26 protein-coding genes are annotated in these 21,096 nt (G+C 36.4%); 10 read left to right on the top strand and 16 right to left on the bottom strand.

Annotated elements, in window-relative coordinates:
• Window positions 1-3: 3 nt before the first annotated feature.
• The 7 genes from nosZ to H344_RS0109740 all read left to right on the top strand — a co-directional run bounded on the left by nosZ (window position 4) and on the right by H344_RS0109740 (window position 7,317).
• Window positions 4-1,965, top strand: a complete 1,962-nt coding sequence (nosZ, locus tag H344_RS0109770; RefSeq protein WP_026810156.1) for a Sec-dependent nitrous-oxide reductase — start codon at window positions 4-6, stop codon at window positions 1,963-1,965.
• Window positions 1,966-2,091: 126 nt separating this feature from the next.
• Window positions 2,092-2,721, top strand: a complete 630-nt coding sequence (locus tag H344_RS0109765) for a hypothetical protein (RefSeq protein WP_026810155.1) — start codon at window positions 2,092-2,094, stop codon at window positions 2,719-2,721.
• A 32-nt stretch (window positions 2,722-2,753) separates the two neighbouring features.
• The gene (locus H344_RS0109760) at window positions 2,754-3,185 is read left to right on the top strand and encodes a nitrous oxide reductase accessory protein NosL (RefSeq protein WP_026810154.1); all 432 of its coding nucleotides are present in this window, start codon (window positions 2,754-2,756) and stop codon (window positions 3,183-3,185) included.
• 105 nt (window positions 3,186-3,290) lie between these two features.
• Window positions 3,291-4,529: a nitrous oxide reductase family maturation protein NosD gene (locus tag H344_RS0109755; protein ID WP_026810153.1), complete on the top strand. Its 1,239-nt coding sequence runs from the start codon at window positions 3,291-3,293 to the stop codon at window positions 4,527-4,529.
• The gene (locus tag H344_RS0109750; protein WP_026810152.1) at window positions 4,526-5,224 is read left to right on the top strand and encodes an ABC transporter ATP-binding protein; all 699 of its coding nucleotides are present in this window, start codon (window positions 4,526-4,528) and stop codon (window positions 5,222-5,224) included. Before H344_RS0109755 ends, H344_RS0109750 begins: the two co-directional genes overlap by 4 nt.
• Before the next feature lie 5 nt (window positions 5,225-5,229).
• Window positions 5,230-6,012, top strand: coding sequence for an ABC transporter permease (locus H344_RS0109745; RefSeq protein ID WP_026810151.1), 783 nt, complete (start codon window positions 5,230-5,232; stop codon window positions 6,010-6,012).
• Window positions 6,013-6,093: 81 nt separating this feature from the next.
• A complete protein-coding gene (locus H344_RS0109740) occupies window positions 6,094-7,317 on the top strand; it encodes a hypothetical protein (RefSeq protein WP_026810150.1) in 1,224 nt (407 codons plus the stop codon).
• A 53-nt stretch (window positions 7,318-7,370) separates the two neighbouring features.
• On the opposite strand, the gene H344_RS0109735 is transcribed toward H344_RS0109740, so the two are convergent.
• From H344_RS0109735 to H344_RS0109660, 16 genes are all read right to left on the bottom strand, one after another.
• Window positions 7,371-7,766: a group III truncated hemoglobin gene (locus H344_RS0109735; protein ID WP_394330144.1), complete on the bottom strand. Its 396-nt coding sequence runs from the start codon at window positions 7,764-7,766 to the stop codon at window positions 7,371-7,373.
• A gap of 195 nt (window positions 7,767-7,961) precedes the next feature.
• A complete protein-coding gene (locus H344_RS21030) occupies window positions 7,962-8,285 on the bottom strand; it encodes a 2Fe-2S iron-sulfur cluster-binding protein (protein WP_051254245.1) in 324 nt (107 codons plus the stop codon).
• A gap of 51 nt (window positions 8,286-8,336) precedes the next feature.
• Window positions 8,337-8,621 carry a hypothetical protein gene (locus H344_RS0109725; RefSeq protein WP_026810148.1) on the bottom strand — a complete coding sequence of 95 codons (285 nt, stop codon included), beginning with the start codon at window positions 8,619-8,621 and terminating at the stop codon, window positions 8,337-8,339.
• 21 nt (window positions 8,622-8,642) lie between these two features.
• On the bottom strand, window positions 8,643-9,107 hold the full coding sequence (locus tag H344_RS0109720) for a hemerythrin domain-containing protein (protein ID WP_026810147.1): 465 nt from the start codon (window positions 9,105-9,107) through the stop codon (window positions 8,643-8,645).
• 81 nt (window positions 9,108-9,188) lie between these two features.
• Window positions 9,189-9,536, bottom strand: coding sequence for a DUF488 domain-containing protein (locus H344_RS0109715; protein ID WP_026810146.1), 348 nt, complete (start codon window positions 9,534-9,536; stop codon window positions 9,189-9,191).
• 117 nt (window positions 9,537-9,653) lie between these two features.
• The gene (ric, locus tag H344_RS0109710; RefSeq protein WP_026810145.1) at window positions 9,654-10,379 is read right to left on the bottom strand and encodes an iron-sulfur cluster repair di-iron protein; all 726 of its coding nucleotides are present in this window, start codon (window positions 10,377-10,379) and stop codon (window positions 9,654-9,656) included.
• A gap of 145 nt (window positions 10,380-10,524) precedes the next feature.
• Window positions 10,525-10,824, bottom strand: a complete 300-nt coding sequence (locus H344_RS0109705) for a cupin domain-containing protein (RefSeq protein WP_026810144.1) — start codon at window positions 10,822-10,824, stop codon at window positions 10,525-10,527.
• Window positions 10,808-11,740 carry a tryptophan 2,3-dioxygenase family protein gene (locus tag H344_RS20000; RefSeq protein WP_034256379.1) on the bottom strand — a complete coding sequence of 311 codons (933 nt, stop codon included), beginning with the start codon at window positions 11,738-11,740 and terminating at the stop codon, window positions 10,808-10,810. Before H344_RS20000 ends, H344_RS0109705 begins: the two co-directional genes overlap by 17 nt.
• The gene (locus H344_RS0109695) at window positions 11,737-12,180 is read right to left on the bottom strand and encodes a hypothetical protein (RefSeq protein ID WP_026810143.1); all 444 of its coding nucleotides are present in this window, start codon (window positions 12,178-12,180) and stop codon (window positions 11,737-11,739) included. The genes H344_RS20000 and H344_RS0109695 overlap by 4 nt, the downstream gene beginning before the upstream one ends.
• A complete protein-coding gene (locus tag H344_RS0109690; protein WP_026810142.1) occupies window positions 12,177-12,566 on the bottom strand; it encodes a group III truncated hemoglobin in 390 nt (129 codons plus the stop codon). The genes H344_RS0109695 and H344_RS0109690 overlap by 4 nt, the downstream gene beginning before the upstream one ends.
• The gene (locus H344_RS0109685; RefSeq protein ID WP_026810141.1) at window positions 12,566-12,988 is read right to left on the bottom strand and encodes a hypothetical protein; all 423 of its coding nucleotides are present in this window, start codon (window positions 12,986-12,988) and stop codon (window positions 12,566-12,568) included. Before H344_RS0109685 ends, H344_RS0109690 begins: the two co-directional genes overlap by 1 nt.
• Window positions 12,975-13,259: a hypothetical protein gene (locus H344_RS0109680; protein ID WP_034256378.1), complete on the bottom strand. Its 285-nt coding sequence runs from the start codon at window positions 13,257-13,259 to the stop codon at window positions 12,975-12,977. Before H344_RS0109680 ends, H344_RS0109685 begins: the two co-directional genes overlap by 14 nt.
• Window positions 13,256-13,624, bottom strand: a complete 369-nt coding sequence (locus H344_RS22105; protein ID WP_240484967.1) for a hexameric tyrosine-coordinated heme protein — start codon at window positions 13,622-13,624, stop codon at window positions 13,256-13,258. Before H344_RS22105 ends, H344_RS0109680 begins: the two co-directional genes overlap by 4 nt.
• A 256-nt stretch (window positions 13,625-13,880) precedes the next feature.
• Window positions 13,881-14,903 carry a cbb3-type cytochrome c oxidase subunit II gene (locus tag H344_RS0109670; RefSeq protein WP_034256377.1) on the bottom strand — a complete coding sequence of 341 codons (1,023 nt, stop codon included), beginning with the start codon at window positions 14,901-14,903 and terminating at the stop codon, window positions 13,881-13,883.
• A 13-nt stretch (window positions 14,904-14,916) separates the two neighbouring features.
• Window positions 14,917-16,722: a cbb3-type cytochrome c oxidase subunit I gene (locus H344_RS19995; protein ID WP_034256376.1), complete on the bottom strand. Its 1,806-nt coding sequence runs from the start codon at window positions 16,720-16,722 to the stop codon at window positions 14,917-14,919.
• Between the two features lie 72 nt (window positions 16,723-16,794).
• Window positions 16,795-17,229: an RrF2 family transcriptional regulator gene (locus H344_RS0109660; protein ID WP_026810137.1), complete on the bottom strand. Its 435-nt coding sequence runs from the start codon at window positions 17,227-17,229 to the stop codon at window positions 16,795-16,797.
• A 424-nt stretch (window positions 17,230-17,653) separates the two neighbouring features.
• On the opposite strand from H344_RS0109660, the gene H344_RS21025 reads away from it, so the two are divergent.
• The 3 genes from H344_RS21025 (at window position 17,654) to H344_RS0109645 (ending at window position 21,066) form a co-directional block, all read left to right on the top strand.
• Window positions 17,654-18,028 (top strand): hypothetical protein, encoded by a 375-nt coding sequence (locus H344_RS21025; RefSeq protein WP_157378221.1) that lies wholly within the window; start codon window positions 17,654-17,656, stop codon window positions 18,026-18,028.
• 86 nt (window positions 18,029-18,114) lie between these two features.
• Entirely contained in the window at window positions 18,115-20,178 is a 2,064-nt protein-coding gene (locus tag H344_RS0109650) for a TonB-dependent receptor plug domain-containing protein (RefSeq protein WP_240484966.1), read from the top strand.
• Window positions 20,179-20,208: 30 nt separating this feature from the next.
• Complete coding sequence (locus H344_RS0109645; RefSeq protein WP_026810135.1) at window positions 20,209-21,066, top strand: hypothetical protein; 858 nt, start codon at window positions 20,209-20,211, stop codon at window positions 21,064-21,066.
• Window positions 21,067-21,096 lie beyond the last annotated feature (30 nt).

Below are 21,096 nucleotides of genomic sequence, written 5' to 3'. Positions count from 1 at the left end.
AAGATGAAAAAATACATTAATTTATTTTTTGGATTGCTGGGTGTTTTTGCCCTAGTAACCAGTTGCGGAAACCAAGGAAAGTCGGCATCTAGCGGTGCCTTAAGTTCTGGTGCAGCAGATCGTGTATATGTGGCTCCTGGTGAGTATGACGAATTCTATGCCTTCTTCTCCGGAGGATATACCGGTAACCTAACCGTATACGGTTTGCCTTCTGGAAGGATGTTTAAAGAAATTCCAGTTTTCTCCCAGTTTCCTACAAATGGTTACGGTTATTCTGAGGAAACTAAGCCCATGCTAAACACTTCTTTCGGATTTGTTCCTTGGGATGATGCTCACCACCCCGATATTTCTCAGACAAATGGGGAGTTAGACGGAAGGTGGATTTTTATCAATGGGAATAATACCCCTAGAATAGCTAGGATTGACCTGACTACTTTTGAGACGGCAGAGATTATTGAGGTGCCTAATAGTGCTGGTAACCATAGTTCCTCTTTCATAATAGAAAATACAGAGTATGTAGTAGCAGGTACTAGATTTGCAGTTCCTGTTCCTCAGCGAGATATGCCTATTAAAGATTATAAAGGGAATTTTAAAGGTGCCTTGTCTTTTATTAGTGTAGCCCCTAAAACGGGTCGTATGGATATTAAATTCCAATTGATGATGCCTGGGTTTAATTATGACCTATCGCATCCAGGAAGAGGGAAATCTCATGGATGGTTTTTCTTTACCACCTATAATACTGAGGAGGCAAGTACTTTAATGGAGGTAAATTCCTCTCAAAATGATAAAGATTTTATCGCTGCGGTTAACTGGAAGAAAATAGAAGAGTATGTAAACAACGGAGGTGGTACAATAATGCCGGCCGAGTATGCGCATAACGTTTATGATGATCATACCCATACAGCTACTTCTACCATGAAGAAAGAGGTGCTTACCGTAGATCCAACAAAAGTACCTGGCGCTGTTTATTTCTTACCAACTCCTAAATCTCCACATGGTTGTGATGTAGATCCATCTGGGGAATATATAGTAGGGAACGGAAAGCTGTCCGCAGATTTAACAGTTCATTCCTTTACTAGAATGTTGGAAGCCATTGAGAATGAAAAATTTGATGGAGAGGCTTATGGAATTCCTATTTTAAAGTTCGAAGATGTTCTTGCGGGAGTAGTTTCCCAGCCTGGTCTTGGGCCGTTACATACCGAGTTTGATGGAAAAGGAAACGCCTATACTACTTTCTTTATCTCTTCTGAGGTGGTAAAATGGAAATTAGGTACCTGGGAAGTATTAGACAGACAACCTTCTTATTATTCTGTAGGACATGGAATGATTCCCGGAGGAAATTCCCAAAAACCATTTGGTAAATATTATATCTCCATGAATAAGATTACCAAGGATAGGTATCTTCCAGTAGGTCCAGAGATGGAACACTCTGCTCAGTTGTATGATATTTCTGGGGATAAAATGGAATTGCTATATGATTTCCCAACTCATGGGGAACCACATTATGCAGCAGGGATACCAGCAGAAAAATTGATAGCTAATTCTAAAAAGATATTTAAACTTTCTGAGAATAAACATCCCTATGCTGCTTTAACAGCAAACGATACCAAGATAGAAAGAGACGGAAAAGATGTACATATCTATATGTCTACTATCCGTAGTCACTTTACCCCAGATAATATAGAGGGTATAAAAGTGGGAGACAAGGTGTATTTCCATATAACTAATCAAGAGCAAGATTTTGATGTCCCTCACGGCTTTGCTATGATCGGTGCTACAAATGCGGAATTATTGATTGTGCCAGGGCAGACCAAAACACTATTATGGGAGCCTAAAAAAGTAGGTGTCTGGCCATTCTACTGTACGGATTTCTGTTCTGCACTTCACCAAGAAATGCAAGGTTATGTAAGGGTTTCACCAGCAGATTCCGACTTGGAATTGAGTTGGTCCCTAGGGGAAGATTAGAGTTACTTATTTTAGTTTAGAAGGAAAGCGGGCGATGTTTAAGGACTGCCCGCTTTTTTAACAAATTAGGATTAAGATTAGCCAACTAATACCATTTTCAATTTAGTATTGAAATCAAGAAAAGAGATGAAAAAAGCAAGTATATTAATGATTATTGGCTCACTGTTGTTATTGGGACTCTTTGTATTTCCGCTATGGAATATTATGCTAGGGGCACCTCAGTATCCGGAGCCTTTGGGAATGAATATCCATATTAACGGGATTAGGGGAGTACAGGAATTTGATATTCAGAACATAGATGGGTTAAATCACTATATTGGGATGAAGACCTTACCTAAACCAGATGAAATGTGGGAGTTTAGCACTTTCCCTTTGGTCGTGGGAGGAATGGTTTTTCTTGGCGTACTCATAGGACTTCTTGGATTGTTTGGCAAGGTTTCTTATAAATGGTTTGTTGGATGGTTTGTGCTGATGTCTGTTCTGGGGCTTTTAGGAATGTATGATTTTAATGCATGGATGACGGATTATGGAACTGATTTAGATCCGCGAGCCATTATGAAGCTGACCCATCCTGATGGTACTCCTATGACCTATAAACCGCCCTTATTAGGAAATGCTAAAATTTTGAATTTTAATGTTACCTCTTTACCAGGTGTTGGTGGCTATCTGTTGTTTGTTGGAATGCTACTTACTTTAGTTGCTTCCTATTTTGGTTGGAAAAGGAATAGCATAAAAGTGAATAGTGAAACCAATTAAAAGAACAGCCTATTAATTTTAAGATATAAAGAATGACAAAATATTTTCTTCCTGCTATTTTATTACTCGTATTTACTTCATGTAATATTAAACCACAACCCATAGATTACGGGTCGGATGCATGCCACTTTTGTAGTATGACTATTGTTGACAGGCAACATGCTGCTCAAATTGTAACGGACAAGGGCAAGGCGTTTAAATTTGATGCTACGGAATGTATGATGAATCATTTAAATGATATTGATCCTAGCGAAATAGCCCTATTCTTAACAAATGATTATTCTAACCCTGGAAAATTAATAGATGCCACCAAAGCATTTTATCTGATTAGTGAGGGGATACCTAGTCCCATGGGAGAGTACCTAACAGCTTTCGGAACAAAGGAAGGGATAGAGGAGGCTTTGCTGATTCACGATGGTGACCAATTAAATTGGGAACAGTTAAAACTGAGATTTGAGAACTGAATTAATGAGGTATATAATTAGCAATTACAACAACCAACAAGTGCATAAAGCGATACCATATGGGATTTCCCCAGTGGGAAATTATAAATTCTTTAATATTATACAATGAAGAGGAAGCATGTTTTAATATATGTGATTTTGCTCTTGCTTGGCACTAATATGTGGGCTTCTACAATTACGGTCTGCAGTACATGTTCAATAAAGACTATTAAAGAAGCAATAGCTCAGGCAGCGGATTTTGATACTATATTGATTAAAAAAGGAACCTATAATGAGTTCAATATTAGGATAGATAAGCCGTTGACCTTAATTGGGGAAGACCAACCCATAATTGATGGGGAAGAGCAAGGTGAGATTATTCAGATTGCAGCCAATAATGTTACCATAGATGGCTTACATATTAAAAATGTGGGCACTAGCTATACTTCGGACTATGCGGCTATACGTGTTATAAGAAGTGAGGATTTTGTAATACAGAATGTGAAGTTAGAAAGGTTATTCTTTGGTATCTACTTAGAAAGGTCTAAAAATGGGAAAGTCCTGAATAATACTATTATAGGAGATGCAAAAGATGAATACAACTCAGGAAATGGGATTCAATTATGGCATTCGCAACATATCATGGTCGCTAATAATTCTGTACAGCAGGTAAGGGATGGAATTTATCTAGAGTTTTCGGACTTTATCACCATTGAGAACAACTATAGCGCCAATAATCTGCGCTATGGGCTACATTTTATGTTTTCCAATGATGATATCTATGAGGGAAATACTTTTGAGAGTAATGGAGCAGGGGTAGCGGTAATGTTTTCTAAAAGGATAAACATGCACGGGAATACCTTTAAAAATAATTGGGGAACAGCTTCTTTTGGCCTCTTGTTAAAGGAGATTAATGACGCTGAGATTTCTGGGAATACCTTTGAAGAGAATACCGTAGGGATCAGTATTGAAGGCTCTAACCGAATAGTTTATAAAAACAATGATTTTATAAGAAATGGATGGGCTATAAAAGTAAGAGGGGCTTGTTATACCAATACAATCACCAGAAATAATTTTCTCTTTAATTCTTTTGACCTTGCCTATAACAGTAATCTAAACGACAATGTATTTGAGGAGAATTATTGGAGCGATTATACTGGTTATGATTTGGATAGAAACGGCATAGGTGATATACCCTATAGACCTGTTAAGCTATTTTCTTATATCGTAAACAGAACTCCAGAAACTATTATTCTTTTGCGAAGTCTGTTTATGGATATAATCGATTTTTCTGAAAAGGTCTCTCCGGTTTTTACTCCGGATAATTTAGTTGATGCAAAACCATTAATGAAAAGAATAAAATGATACAGGTAGAAAACCTATATAAAAAATTTGGAAAAAACCCGGTATTAACGGGATTAAACCTCAGTATTCACAGTGGTAATATATTTGCTGTCTTAGGACCTAATGGTTCTGGTAAAACAACCTTGATTAAAGCTGTCCTAGGAATGGTAATTCCGGATAAGGGTTCTATATCTGTAATGGACACCCGCATTAAAAATCAATGGAAATACCGCCAACAGATTAATTATTTACCACAAATAGCCAATTTTCCGGGTAACCTTAGGGTAAAGGAGTTGATAGAGATGATAAAGGACATACGGCAGATGCCCAGTGACGAAGAGCAACTTATAGCCCGATTTGGCCTGGAGCCTTTCTTAGATAAAAAATTGAGCAACCTATCTGGAGGAACCAAGCAGAAAGTGAATATTGTGTTGACCTTTATGTTCGATTGTCCACTTGTTATCCTGGATGAGCCTACCAATGGGTTAGATCCATTGGCGCTCATCAGATTAAAAGAACTCATCTTTGAGGAAAAGGGAAAAGGGAAGACTTTTTTAATAACCTCACATATAATGCAGTTTGTAGAAGAAGTTTCCGATGAGGTGGTCTATCTTCTGGAAGGAAAAATATATTTTAAAGGAAGTATAAGTGCCTTAAAGACTAAGACCAATCAAACTAATTTTGAACATGCCATTGCGGCCATATCTACCCCCTAATAATCATGATTAAAATATTAAAATATAGCTTTTACGATCTAATGCGCAGCCGATGGAGCTACGTGTATTTCCTTTTTTATTTGCTGTTAGGCTTTGTATTGTTGTTTTTAAACAATGAGTTGTCCAAAGCTGTCATTACGCTAATGAATGTCATAATTGTACTGGTACCGCTGATAGGGACCATTTTTGGTGTGATGTACTTCTATAATTCCAAAGAATTTACCGAACTGCTATTGGCTCAGCCCATTAAACGATCGTCCATATTTTTTGGACAATACCTTGGTGTTGCTGGTTCATTAACTATGAGTTTGGTATTGGGACTTGGTATTCCCTTTGCGCTATATGGACTTTTTGAAAGTAATGCCATTTGGGATTTTTCCCTATTGCTAATTACGGGAGCGTTTTTAACTATGATTTTTACGGCATTGGCCTTTAATATAGCCCTTTCTAATGAAAATAAAATTAAGGGATTTGGATACGCTGTATTGGTTTGGTTGTTTCTAGCAGTTATCTATGACGGGCTCTTTTTAATGTCCTTGATTGTTTTTGAAAAATACCCTTTGGATAATTTCTCTTTAATTGCCACCATGTTTAATCCTATAGATCTTTCTAGGACCCTTATCCTACTAAAATTGGATATTTCTGCCCTATTGGGGTATACAGGAGCAATCTTTAAACAATTTTTCGGGACTAATCTTGGCCTAATGATTTCTATAGTTATGCTAACTTTATGGACCGTAATCCCAGTTTGGAGATTGGGATATAAATCGAAAAGAAAGGATTTTTAATAACTTAACCCCGCAGCTCCTGCGGGGATTTTTTATTGTAGACCACTTTAATTAGTACATTAGCGCTTTACCACCTTATAATTGAATTCAGTTAAATCACATATTAATTCCTCCTTGGGCTATTTTCTGTTAGCTGCTTTGTTAGGTGTGCTTCTCAGGACCTTTGTGGTTGCTCCAATGCCAATTCCAATGGATTATAGGTATATAGTTCATACGCATTCTCATATTGCGCTGTTGGGATGGGTATATATTGCACTTACTTCACTTTTATACTACATGTTCCTACGGAAACAGGAACTGAAAAGGAAGTATAAAAGAATTTTCTGGTTTACCCAGTTGTGTCTTTTAGGAATGTTAGTAACCTTTCCTTTTCAAGGGTATGCCTTATTTTCTATTATCTTTTCAACTTTATTTTTAATAGCCTCCTATTGGTTTACTGGATTCTTTTTAAAGAACGTTTCCAAATCAGTAAAAGATACTAATGCCTATCGCTGTATTGCAGTGTCATTATGGTTTATGGTAGGTTCAAGTGTTGGACCATGGGCTTTGGGACCAATTATGACGCTATTGGGGCCTGAATCTATCTGGTACCGACTAGCTATTTATTTTTACTTGCATTTTCAATATAATGGATGGATGATTTTAGCCCTTATTGGGTTGTTTATTCATATTATGGAATTACATGGGGTTAAAATGTCTTCAAAAACTTTCAAAATATTTTTCTGGAACGCCGTTCTTGGAATTATATTGAGTGTGTTTCTATCAGCGCTTTGGACGGGGCCACACCTATTGCTCTATCTATTGGGAGGAATGGGAGCTATCTTACAGTTGATTGCTTTGGTAGTTCTTGTGTGGTTTTGCTATAAAAAGCGAAGTGGATTAAAGTCAGTTTTGACCAAAATGCAATATGGTATGCTAATATTGGTCGCCGTGCTTTTATGTGCTAAAATGATGTTACAGTTGCTAAGTACCTTTCCCTATTTTGCCAATTTAGCGGCTACTATACTGGACTTTACTGTTGGGTATTTGCATTGGACTTTTTTGGGCGTAATTAGCTTAGGCTTGTTCTTTGTGTTGGAATACTTTAGGATGATTAAGCTTACTAGGGTTTCCTATGCTATTTATTTGATGGGATTTGTCTTTACAGAAACACTTATATTTTATAAAGGGATGGCAGCATGGTTAAGATGGCCATTGGTAGATGGCTATTTAAAGTATTTGGCTATAGGAAGTGTATTGATTCCCATAGCCATTTTACTAATCTTGTGGCAGTCCAATACTAAGGTAAAGCGTACTGATAACTAGCGCTGATATTTTATTTGAGGTAAGGTATTTAATGATAATAGGGGACAGGGCCCTTATGCGCGACTCCTATGTTGAAAAATATGTAAGAATAGCATGGTAGACATTTTTCGTGCTCTATTCTTGGCTATCCATGCCACTTCTCCCTCAAAAAGTTCATCTATAGTGGCAAACCACTCATTTAACCATAGTCCAAAATGTTCCTGTGTAATGGTATGATCCATTTTTTTATCTACCTCCTGATGCGCTACAATGGGGTTGCCCATATATTTTCGTTTAAGGAGAAGGTGACTTTCCCAAAAATCGGTCAATAACTCCAGGTGGCTGTCCCAGTCTGTAATTATTCCATTAAAAATTGGGCCTAGTACCTCATGCTTTCTAATTTTAGCATAGAAGCTAGTCACAAGAAGATTAACGTCTTTTCGTTCTTTTATTTCTGTTTTTGTTATCATGTACTTAATTATTGCTTACTCAGTAGGTGGGTAGTAAAATCTTTAACGCTTAAGTTATAATCTTATCGGTGGTTTCCAACCTATGCTTCATAGTTTTGCCCTAAGGTAGTTAATTATGCGTGTAACAAAGATACTGGGTATACTCCCTCTTGTGAAATAAATAGGACCGTATAGTAGTATCTATAATATTAGCGTTTAGTCATACTGGTTTTCAGAAACGATTTTAAAAACGAGGTTGTTCAAGGCTGCATTTACGGGAATCTGGCATGCTAAACGACTCTCTTTAGTAGCTTCATCAATCTTGGAAAGTGTATGCTGTTCTTCTTCCTCCATTTCTTTATCAATAGCGCCTTCCAATATTTTGATGTGACAGGTTCCGCACCACGCCCTACCTTTACATTCGCCCCATTCCTCCATATATTTATCATAGAGGAGTTCCATTAGACTATGATATTCATTGGTGTGAAAATTAGCCGTGCATTGGTCCCCAAATTCATCAAAATAGGTTAAAGTGTACATCTAAACTCTCGGTTAATAGTTATGCCTACATTTATTGGGTGTAAAAATACCTTAAATGAGGTTTGCTGCAATAGTAATCACACTAAAGACTACACTTATTATTAATAGGTTAAATGTAATATTAGCCTTTAAATGTGCCAATACTGCAGCATTATAGGCCATACATAGAATAGTGACCATTAATACAAGAGAAAATCTTAAGGCGATTGGCATTTCGTTTTTTAGGGCTAGCATTACCGCAACAGAGCCAATACAACTTTGACCAATAATAGCAATGGTAGAATACCCGGTTTGGCCTTTTTTAAATTCCGCTAGTAATTCGTTATAAATTTTCATGAGATTCATATTTATTGTTTTCTATTCCCAGAATACATCATTGCTGTTCTCAGTAAATTTGGATTCCGGATGAAGTTTAGCTATTGTTTCTAATTGTTGTTCGTTTGCTTCAGTTTGAATTTTGTTGAAAAGAATCCTTTCCTCAAATCTTATATGGGCTTCTAGTTCTTCTTCTATCAGGCTAATGGTCCTATCTAAATCAGTAGAAGTATTAAAAAGTCGCTCCAATCTTCGATGTTGGGCAATGGCCTTTTTTACCAGCTCATGATCATTGCCTAAAATTGGAAAAATCAACTTTTCCTCTGCTTCAAAATGGGGAACCAAATGAGTGGTGTAAAACCAATTTAAATAGGTTTTTATTCGTTCCGCGGCAACTCCTTTAGAAATACCTGTTCTTATTTTCCAAGACAACAATAATCCTTGATGGTGCTCTCTGCTTAAAGGCTGCATGGCCTTATGTCTTTTAATTGGCTTTTTCTGTCCCATTTATTGTTGTTTAGATTTAGTGCTGCATCCTTTATTTTAAAGGCGCTTATAAATGCTTTGTCATTTAGGTATTCAATAGGTTTATTCTTCCAAAACCTTTTTTAGTATAATGGCCTGATTATGTTCTGTATCCTTTGCTCCATAAAGAAGGGTTAGGATATTTTCTTTAGATTTTTCCCTAAGCTCCTTCAGTTTATCTACTTTTTCTTGGAGTTCAATTCGATATCTTTTGTCAAATTCCTCAAACTTATCAGGGTCGTGATCAAACCATTTTCTAAGCTTATCCGATGGGGCAATTTCTTTTATCCAATCATCTAACTTGGCCGATTCCTTGCTAACTCCCCGTGGCCAGATTCGATCAACCAGAACTCGATATCCATCACTTTCTTTAGGAATATCATAAATTCGTTTTATCCTTATTTTTCCCATTTGTGTTGTAACGGTTGGATTCTTATGTAATATCATCTGCCATTAGGGCACGGTTTAAATACTTTGCTTTAAACCGTGCCTGAAAATAGCATTTCACCCTATAGATTTATATCAGAATTATTCATTGAGTTCCTTCTCCAAGATTTCTGCTTTTGGAAAAAGGATGTTGTTCTCTAAATGGATATGTCTGTGTAGGTCTTCTTCAAATTCTTGGAGCAGTGAAAAAGTGACTCTATAGGTGTTACAAGCATCTGCAGGAGGTGTATAGTTATTAGTTAATTCTTCTATCAGTCTAAATCGGTCTCCTTCATTCTCATGTTCTTGCATCATCACTTGAATAGGATTCTTGATGCTACCTAATTTAGAGGGTTCCAATTTAGTTCCAGTATGTTTGGCTTTTACCATTTTTCTAACAGCAGGGAAGACCATTAGCTCCTCTTTTTTCATGTGCATGGCCAATTCCCCGGCACATTTATTAAAATGCTGTGTAATCTCTAATAATTCTGGATGACGTTCCCCATGTACCCTACAAAGCTTAGCTAGATACTGATTTAGTACCGGTATTTGAGCTTCTACATACCTATGGTGCTTCTTTTCAATATAATCTGCTAGCAGATCTAAGGGCCAGGTCATAAAATCTATATGGTCGCCATTCGTTTGTTTTTGTACCGTTTCTATTTCTTTTAAAAGAGAATTCGCATCAAGCTTACTTTTCTCGGCAACTTCTATAATTGTTCTATTTCCTTTACAACAAAAATCTATTTTATGATTTTTAAAAATTTGTGCAGTTCTATAATTATCCGCTACAATTTCTCCGATGTTTTTTGTCATTAAATTTTTCATATGTAAATGTTTATTGTTGTTTAACGTTCATATCTGCCCAAATATGTTGTTCTGGCGGGTGGGACTCGCATAGATTCATTAGTGTTTGCCCGCCAAAATGAATCTTTCGGGCTGGCGACCGGGTTTCGGTCATGCTTATTTCATCTTATATGTAATTAAAGTTTATTTCAGTTTCTGTTTGCATTATGGCAACAGCATTAAAATCTTGTATTACCCTTAAGCTGTGATCTATGAATGCAGGCACCAATAGGGTTGCCCCTTTTTTTAAAACAAATTCTTTGTGTTGGGTCTTTAAAATTGCTTCTCCCTTATGTACTACTATTACCGTTTCTTTGGTATTGTGGTGAAGCGGCATATCCATTCCTGCCAAAGCAGTTATTTGTAGTATTTTTAAAGATTTACCTACCGTTTTATGGGTAAGCTCTGGTTTAGTCAATACTTCCATGGTGTTCGCTTTTAACGTTAGTTCCCCAATTTGCCAGTTCTTCCTTTGTCCACATAGAAGGGAAAAATTTACGTTGCTGATATTTTGGGTGTAGGTATTTTTTCCACTCAGATCCCCCAGTGGCTTTCTTATTCTCCCCTTTACCGTTCAAATAATGTTCAGCGGTGTTTAAATGGACTAGGGGCCATTCAATATTATAAAGTCGATCAAATTTGCGTAGCTTTTCCCGTAAGGCATCTGGGATGGTGGGAAGTTGCTTTAATTTATCTTCTAAAGTATTACCTGCTAATTCCTCAGCAGTATTCAAAAATTTCTTGTGGTATTTCTCTTCGAACAGTTGTAAGGTCAACGTCTTTTCTCCTGTTTTGTGGTTAATGCCTGCATCTTTCCAATAAATCTTATCGAAACATTCTTTAATTCCGGGGCCAGGGGAAAGTTGGTCTTTATAGACATTACTCACCAAATTCTTTAAGGAGGTACAATGCAGTTCTATCAACCTAAACTGGGCACATTGGAATCCGCTTGCTGGGGTAAGGGTAGATCGGAAGGTATTGTAGTCATCATAATCCATCCCTGTCCTCATTATATCAAAGGAGTTGATTAAAAGGGAAGTATATTTTATTAATCGATCTAGTTTTACAATTAAAAACTGACTGGTAATCTTCTTCTCGTTAACAATTTGCTCCAATTCATGCAGCATCATTTTTAGGAAGAGTTCCGTTACTTGGTGGTACATTATAAATATGGACTCATCCTTAAAATTAGTTCTGGGTTTTTGAAGAGAGAGTAGGGTGTCTACCTCAATATAATCCCAATACGTAATTGGCTTGGCATGTAATAGCCCCTTAAGGTAGGTCTCAGGATTTTCTCCTAATCCAATATATTTATCTTCTATTTTATTGAGAGTATTATTCATGAGTTGTTTTTATGATAATTAAAACCATATATAAAAAGAGTTACTACTTTTACTATTTCCATTGCTACATAATAAATATGAGCATGTGATTCTGGTAAATTTTGATTCTCAATTATGGCATTAGCTCTAATGTCTAAAATTGGTAATAACACTATGGTTTGTAATACCAAAATAAATATAGCTATGAGTAAGTATAGGTTACTCCATTTAATAATTTTTCCAGTTGTCCTAAACAAATAAATAAGTATGATTAATGCTAGTGTCCATTCCACCTTATTCAACGCATGAAAGACTAATTTTCCTACCTTAAGTCCCACTGGGAGGGAGAGTTCGGTAACTTGGAATTTAATCCAAGCCTCCATAAAGCTTATAGCACCTACAAATCCTATCCATATAAACACGGAAGAGGGAATAATGGTTGATTTTATTAATGCTTTCATATCAGAGGTCTATTATTTGTTGTTTGATATAAGCTTATTTTGTGGTGGAACATTTCAGCCATTTTTTGAGCTCTCCATTTTGCTTCCTCTGCTTTTGCCCCTTCAAAATTTTCATTAACGGTTTCATTGAAGAGTGATAACCATCTTTCAAAATGTATTTTTTCAACAGGGAGGTCGGCATGGGGCATAAACGGATTACCATAATAGGTGTGTTTATTTAAAAGTACCGTTTCCCAAAACGAGTACATTTTCTGTAAATGCATTTCCCAGTTTTCCTTGATTACCTCATTAAAAATAGGCGCTAACAGGGAGTCCATCCTTATTTTAGTATAAAAGGTGTCTACCAAATGATGAATGTCGGTTCTATGTTCTAGCGGTTGTTTCATTAGAAAAAAGACTTATAAAGATCAGGATTCCAGTACATAATTAGATAGAACAAGGCAAAGCCAACAAAAGCAATAATAAGCGCCCATACCCATGACGGAATCGCTTTTGGGGTTTCAGATCCTCTAATAACAAATGAATCTTTGGTCTCACTACCATAGGCGTTAATAGTAATAGGAATTTGAGTATCCACTACTTCATTTTCGCTTAGACCTACTACTGAGATTGCTGGCCCATTACGTACCTCAAATGGTATAACCCTAACTCCTTCAACATTGCTAGATGATCTTGCAATGATTTTTAAAGTATGCTTACCATCTGGAATCTTGGTGGTATCCAATACAAATTTTACAGGCGGTGAGAAAGCTGCAAAAGGCTGCTGTTCATCATCTAGATATACTTTTATAATCCTATTGTCCTCCATTTTCCTCAAAATTTTGATCCCAAACAATATTCTTTATATGGTCTGGATTGCTCTCTTTTGGCCGCAATAAAAATTTTAGGCTGTAAAAAAGAGTTATTACTACCAAAATAACTGCAGACCAAGTAATTATATAATCTACATTACCAGTAGGTCCTTGACCATGAGTTATGTTTTCCAAACCTTTGGGCTGTTTCTCTTTACATAGGTCACAGGCCATCAAGATGGGTTGATAGCCAATAAATAATATTGCTAGAACGATATATTTTTTCATTTTCTCCAATAATTATTTGCTGCGGCAATCGTCTGGAATTCAATTGCGATGATTTGTGCCGAAGCGATTAGTTGCTGTGTATCCGTCGCATAATCCGATCTCAATTTTTTCCGTGTTTCAGGATCGGTTTGTATCTCTGCAATTGATTTTCTAGCCAGAGTAATAGCCAATTGCCTACCCTCAAATGGGGTTGCAGTTATTAAACTTGGTAAATAGTTTTGCTGTGGTTCCATACTTTCTGAAGGTTTTTCATCATTTGTTATTTCCTCCACATTATTGGAGTGTAATTCTTTACAGTGGTCGCATGCCAACATCAGTGGTTGATAGGCAAAAAATAGAATAACGATGATTAAATATTTTTTCATTTTTCTCTAGTTTTATTTGCTACGGCCATTGTTTATAATATTATAGCGATAACTTAAGCCGAAGCGATTAGTTGATCAGAAATGGTTGCATAATCCAATCTCAATTGTTTTCCGTTTTTCTAGATTGGTCTAAATTTTAAACAATGGACTTTTTTACCAAGTTTATTTCTAACTGCTTGTTTTAAAAAAATGGTGTATTTAAACGGGGTAAATAGTTTTCCATCACTTTCGTTTATATCATTATTTTTTATCAATTTTAGTTGCTTGGTTGATTCTCCACAAATTCACGTAGTTTCCTTACATCTTCTTCCGTAATCTCTGGTGCATTATTTCCCCAACTTGTACGTTCATGATTTGCAATTGCTGCTATTTCAGCATCGGATAATTGATCTGCGAAGGGCTGCATAGCTGCATATTCACTACGCGCATCATAACCCTGTAAAATAATCCGGATCATTAACTCAGGGTCAACATCGTTTACAATTGGACTTCCTGCTAAGGGAGGAAAAGCCCCAGCAACTCCCTTTCCGTTATCTTGGTGACAAACAGCACAGGCTTGCTTATAAAGTTGTGCTCCATTAATACCAGAAGCACTGGCACTTCCTTGGTTCGCTTTATCTCCTTCTGTCTGTGTTTGTTTTAAGGCTGGGATAAATTCTTCAACTTGCCCGTCTGGTAACTTTACTTGCTTAAGGGATTGTAAGTAGGCTACCAGTTGTAAGGCTTCCTCTTTAGCAATTACCGTTCTCCCAGATGGTGTTGCATATGCTTCAGGCAGATTTACCACTATATCATCCTCTTTTACAGAACCACTTTCTACCTCTTTAAATAACCAGGGATAAGAAGGCATTACAGACTCTCTTACCACAGTCCTCGGATTATATAAATGGAGTAGGTGCCAAGCTTCACTAGGTTGCCTTCTGCCTATATCCGTAAGGTCTGGCCCAGTTCTTTCACTTCCTAAAAGGGAAGGTGACTGTCGCCATATATCCATTCGTTCTTTACTAAAAATATAGTCGGATGGGATAGAGGGACGATCTCCCCAAGTATTATCCATTTCTATATTCCGAACTTGTTGGGTATGGCAGGCCACACATCCTTCTTTAATATAAAGATTAAGCCCTTTTCTTTCATCATCCGTTAATTGAACCTGACCCGGCAGAGGTTCAACATCTTGCATCTGATAGGCAGGAAAGACTGCAACTATAAAGCTTAAGGTTACAAACCCTAAAAAAGCAGCAAGGACAAGTATTTTATGGTTTTTATGAAAATCAAACATTTCGTTCTTGTTTTTAGTTATTCACACGCTCTAATACTGGAGCATCTAAATTTTCAATAGGTTTCTTATTGTTTACCATGTAATAAAAGTTATAGGCAAAAACCAGGTGCGAGACAAACATTAGGGAACCACCAATAGCACGCCATACCCAGTATGGTTTCATTAAAATAACAGACTCTAAAAAAGCATTGCCATCAATCCAGCTTAACCCTTTTAAGGTGCCTCCTGCCATTAAAGACATCATATAGGCGAATAACCCTATAAATGCTAACCAGAAATGGGCACCAACAAAAACCTGAGGGGGTTCTTTTCCCGTTAATTTTGGTAAAATTGTGTAAAAACAGGCCCAGAGGATAAAGGTGATAATTCCATACATGGTCATATGGGAATGAGCCACGTTAAAATCTGTGAAATGCCATACGTAGTTGGTAAACCTGAAAGCCTGTAAACTTCCTTGGGTAGAACCTACAAAGTAAAAAATAACGCCTACTAAAAAGAATGGTAGTACGTAACTCTTGGATATATGATTCCAGCTTCCTTTCATCGTCATTAAAAAGTTGGTAGTACCCGCCACAACAGGAATAAACATCCCGGCACTAAATACTATGGCGGTAGTCTGTAACCACCAGGGAAGAGGGCTAAACACAAAATGGTGTGTCCCAATCATAGTATAGAACAACATTTGTGTCCAAAAAGCTAATACTCCCAAAGAGTAAGAATATATAGGCTTGTTAAGTGAAGAAGGAAGATAATAGTATATTAAACCAAGAGTAAAGGTCATAAACCACATACCTACTCCTTGGTGCATGTAGTAACCTTGAATCACGGTTTCTCCCAGCCCATCCTGAAAATTGGGTAAATACCCAATAATTGCCAAAACAGTAGTCCATATTAATGCAGCTAGAATATACCAATTGGATACGTATATATCTTTAATTTTTCTAGTTGCAACCGTTTTGTAAAAATTCCAAAATGTTACAATAATGGCAATCGCAAAAAGTAGCATTACTGGCCATATGTATTCTCTATATTCCCCACCTCCATTATTGACACCCGCCATTAATGAGAGGCTGCCTAAAAGTACTGCGAGGTTTATAAGGATTAATGAATACCACGCGCTTTTGTAATTGTAGATAACAGTATTTGAAGTACGGGCAATTACAAAATAACCCAGGCCAATCATCGCTAAAGAAGCCCACCCCCAAAAAACCGCGTTAGTATGTACTGGGCGGAGGCGACCAAAAGAAAGCCATGGCTGACTGTCCATTTCTGGCCATACGAATTTCATACCAACATATTGACCTATAAGGGTTCCAAATACTAACCAGAAAACTGCAGCTCCTAAATAATAAATTACAATTTTCTTTATTGGTTCTGGAGTTTCTAATGCAATGGGAGTGTTTTTTTTCTCATCAAACATGGGGTTTTCTGGCTCATGTGTTACCATGTTTATTAATCCTTTTTGGTCTTTAACCGCTCGCTGACTCCCTAATTCGTCTCCTGATAATTTGTAGTTAAGTGCCTTTTTTCGGCCTTCTAAAATACGATCTATTTCATCTTCCCGCATGCCGATTATCTCTTCAGAAAATTCTAAATCTTTCTTTTGTAGTTGCTTCCACTTATAGGTATCTACATAGGTGTTTAATTTTGCTAATAGTATAATAATAGCAACTAAGAATACGATAAGAATAAGCACAATTGTTCCAATAATTCCTGGACTCGTTATCCAATTATCAGTGTTGATATCGGCGTTTTGTGGAAATAGGAGAATTGGCAAAAGTAGCGTTAGTACTGTTATAAGTGAGCGTTTATTATTCATATTGCGATATTAATACCTTTTTATCCTTTATTATTTTAAAACGAACTTTTAGTTTGTTGAACTGTTTAAAATTTATCTTTTTAACTGTGTCAGTCCAATATCTAGCCCCGATGCCAATTCATACATGGTAGTGCTCTTTAGCATATGGGTAAGATTTTCTCTTATTCCTACAAATTTATCGTGAACGGGACAGGGTTTATTGGCGTCACAATGTTTTAAGCCTAATCCGCAACCAACAAAAATATTATCTCCGTCTATGGCATTTACGATATCATATAATTTTAAGGTATCCATCTTAGCCCTATCCATTTCAAAACCTCCAGTAGGACCTTTGTGCGACTCCACCAAGCCGTTTCTAGCAAGAGACTGTAAGATTTTGGCAGTAAAGGCTTCAGGAGAACCAATTTCAGCTGCAATTTCCTTAAGACTAACACGAGTCTTGTGTAAGGACTTTTGCGCAATAAATATTGTTGCTTTTATACCGTATTCACAAGCTTTAGAAAACATAGGTTACTTAAATTGATTAGGACAAATATAATTCATATTCTTATTTCGGACAAATTTATCCTAATTAAGTTGAGTGTTTAATTAATAATTGATATTGGTAAATAGTTGGGCCCTATGAAAAATCATAGGTGAAGCTGGCAAAAACAGGATAATCCTAGTTTTAGCATATTGGAACTAAGGAGTATACTATATCAATTTCGTTTAGTAAGAAAGCATTAAAATATAGAAGAGGCTTTTTGTAATATTTAGGAATTTAGAGCGTGTAGATAATCCTTAATTTAAGTGGTAGTGAATTTATTTTATGAATTAATAACCATAACCTGATACTTGTCAGCTTTTATAGTTGATGTTATGTTATATCTTTGAAATAACTTTGGGAGTTTGTATTATTGCTCAATCCCTTGTCGAACTATTATTGTCAGAAATGAAACAAGTCGTATTATTTGTTACTGTTCTTATGCTAATAAAGCCATTCTGGCCTTTAGCTGAGTACATTGTTAACTACGACTACATTGTTACTAATTTGTGTGAAAATAGAAATCGACCCGCTTTAAACTGTGATGGAAAATGTTACTTATCCAAACAATTAGCAAAAGAGAAGGAGAGTGAGGATAAAAACCCTTTCGATGGGAAGCGCTTACTTACTGATATCCAATTCTTTAATTCTGAAGATCTGGATGTAGAACAATGTGGGTTAGATTTTGGAGAACATTTTGTGGTCCATAATTTTAAAAAGGAGAATGTCTTAATCTCTAGATTGTTTACTTCAGATATTGCACAGCCTCCAGAGCTGGGATAATTCAATTTATCTCTTGGTTTTCAATAGGAGTTATACTCCTATAGTTAACTAGGGTCTAACAAATTGTTTTATCTAAATATTGTCACATGACTATTATAAAATGTGCTCATAAGGTATTTACTTTACCTATGGCATGGTGTCAACCTACAATAAAATGGTTAACGCAGTGGTTTGTCATCTTAGGCATGACAAATATTACTGCGCAAGAATTGATTTTGCCTCAAGATTCTATAATCACAGTAAATTTGGATGAGGTAATCCTTATATCTGCAAGGAAAACACTAGATTATCATCGTCAAGCAAAACCGCTTTCTACTCTAGAAGAGTATTTGGAGTCTTCCAAAAAGGTAACCATGGTTAAGCGTGGTGCTTATGCATGGGAACCTAGTTTAAACAATATGTTCTCTGAACGTCTATCCATAACGATTGATGGAATGAAGATATTTGGTGCCTGTACAGATAAAATGGATCCTATAACATCTTATGTGGAGGTTTCTAATTTAGCGAAAGCATACGTTGCCTCTGGTCAACAAGGTGCAAAACACGGGTCTACTATTGGAGGAGCTATTGATTTACAATTAGAAAAGAGTGATTTTAGGGATACCGGGCTTCAAGGGGGCGTGGAAACGGGATTTGAAAGTAATAATGAAATGAACGTTTGGGGTGTTAATCTAGATTATTCAAGGTCTAATTTTTATATAGATGCAGATCTAAGTTATCGGAAAGCAGAGAATTATAGTGCTGGTGGGGGAGAAGAGGTCGCTTTTTCGCAATTTGAAAAGTTTAATGTTGCGATTAACTCAGGCTATAAACTTAATGAACATCAATCCCTTGCGGCTAGTATTATCTTTGATGATGCTAGGGATGTAGGCTACCCTGCACTCCCGATGGACGTTTCTATGGCTCAAGGGGTTATTACTTCTATTGGGTTTGAGCAAGATTCTTTGTTTGGCAGCTTGTTCAACTGGAACTCCAAACTATATTTTAATACTATAACGCATATAATGGATGATACTAACCGTCCAGATGTGCCCATTCACATGGATATGCCTGGATGGAGCGATACCTATGGATTTTTCTCTGAAGTTCGTTCGCATATTAAAAAACATAGCTTTCTTTTTAAATTGGATGGCTACTATAATAAATCCCTGGCTGAGATGACCATGTACCCCAATGTTCCAGAGGAACTACCAATGTTTATGCTTACTTGGCCAGATGTGCGTACAGTTAATGTAGGATTTTATGTGGAGGATGAAATTGGGCTTAAAGGGAGTACCTTAAAAGTGGCTACTAGGCTCGCACTTCAGAATCAGGATGTGGCGGATGAATTTGGATTAAATAGTTTAAGGATATTTTATCCAGAAATGCAAAAATCCAAAACACGTTTCCTAAAAAGTATCTCTGGGCAATGGCATAAAATGTGGATGCCATGGCATTTAAATGTTGGACTTTCCTACGGAGACAGGGCACCATCAGTCTCAGAAGGATATGGATTTTACCTCTTTAACAGTTTTGATAACCATGACTATATTGGAGATCCCGAGCTAGCTAATGAGAAGTCTATGGAGGTTAATGCTAAGATTTCTTGGAAAAAAGAGAAGTTTAAGCTAAGTGCTGAAGCTAATTTTTTCCATATTCCAGATTATATCATAGGAGAGGTTGATCCCAACCTTAGCGTTATGACAATTGGTGCAGAGGGTGTAAAAGTCTATAAAAATTTAGAGTATGCCAATTTGTTTAATACTTCTTTGGAGATGGAATATATTCCTTTTTCCCAGTTTAAATGGACTAGTTTGTTGTCCTATCACCGTGCAGTAGATCAGCATAAGGAAAACCTACCTTTTATAAGTCCATTCTCCTATCGAAGTAGTTTAACCTATAATAAGGGGTCACTTTCTGGGACAATAGGAATGACAGGTGCAGGTAAACAAGTTCATTATAATTCTAAGTTTGGCGAAGATCAAACCAAGGCATTTACTGTTTTTTCCCTATCCCTAGGTAAGACCTTTAATTTTAATAACGATCTAATGTACACGAAAATTGGGATGGAAAATATTTTTGATAAGAAATACTCCACCTATTCCGATTGGAAAAATATTCCAAGAATGGGAAGAAACTTTTTTGTAACTGTCTCTTATGCAATAAACTAATAGCAAATAATTAATAATAAATAAAATACGATGAAAAATTTAAAATTTATACTGGTTTTAGTATTACTGACTCTAGGTTTTAGTTCTTGTTCTTCTGATAATGATGATAACATTTTGGTGATAAATCCCTTGGAAGAATATAATCTCATCAGTAAAATAGAGGACAATGGTCACCATATAGAGCTCTATGCAGAAAATCAAGATTTTATTATTGGGTATAATGAGATTATGATCCGCATTAAGGATGAGGTAACAGGAGAATATTTTTCCAACCCTACAATTTCTTGGATTCCCATGATGCATATGATGAATATGAAGCATTCTGCTCCAAAATCGAACCTTTCAATTATGAAGGAAAACAATACTATTTCTAAAGGTTTTCTAGTATTTCAAATGGCTAGTAATTCTGAAGAGTTTTGGGATATTACATTCAACTATAAAATTGATGGCAAGGAATATGTCACGACACAGGTTATTGATGTAAAAGCACCTAAAGATAAAAGACAGCAGGTTACTTCTTTCTTAGGTAATGATGAAACAAAATATGTTTTAGCTATGGTATCACCCAAAACTCCAGAAGTAACCATCAACGATTTTAAGGCCGTTTTGTTTAAAATGGAGGATATGATGACTTTCTCAGTAGTGAAAGATTTTAAGGTAGGGATAGATCCTCGTATGCCAGGAATGGGCAACCATAGTTCGCCAAATAATAAAGATCTGACCTATGATGAGACTACTAAATGCTATATTGGAAAATTATCCTTGACCATGACTGGATATTGGAAGATTAACATGACACTTTTTAATGAAGTTGGAGAGCTTATAAAAGGAGAAGCTTTAACAGAGGAGCAAGAATCAAGTAGTTTGTATTTTGAATTGGAGTTTTAAATTGAATTCTTCTGGCTTAGTTTTTATGCC

This window comes from Arenibacter latericius DSM 15913, assembly GCF_000424985.1.
In the GTDB taxonomy this organism is placed as follows: Bacteria; Bacteroidota; Bacteroidia; order Flavobacteriales; family Flavobacteriaceae; genus Arenibacter; species Arenibacter latericius.
The sequence above is the reverse complement of the archived record's forward strand: the minus strand, read 5'-3'. Positions and strand labels throughout refer to the sequence as shown.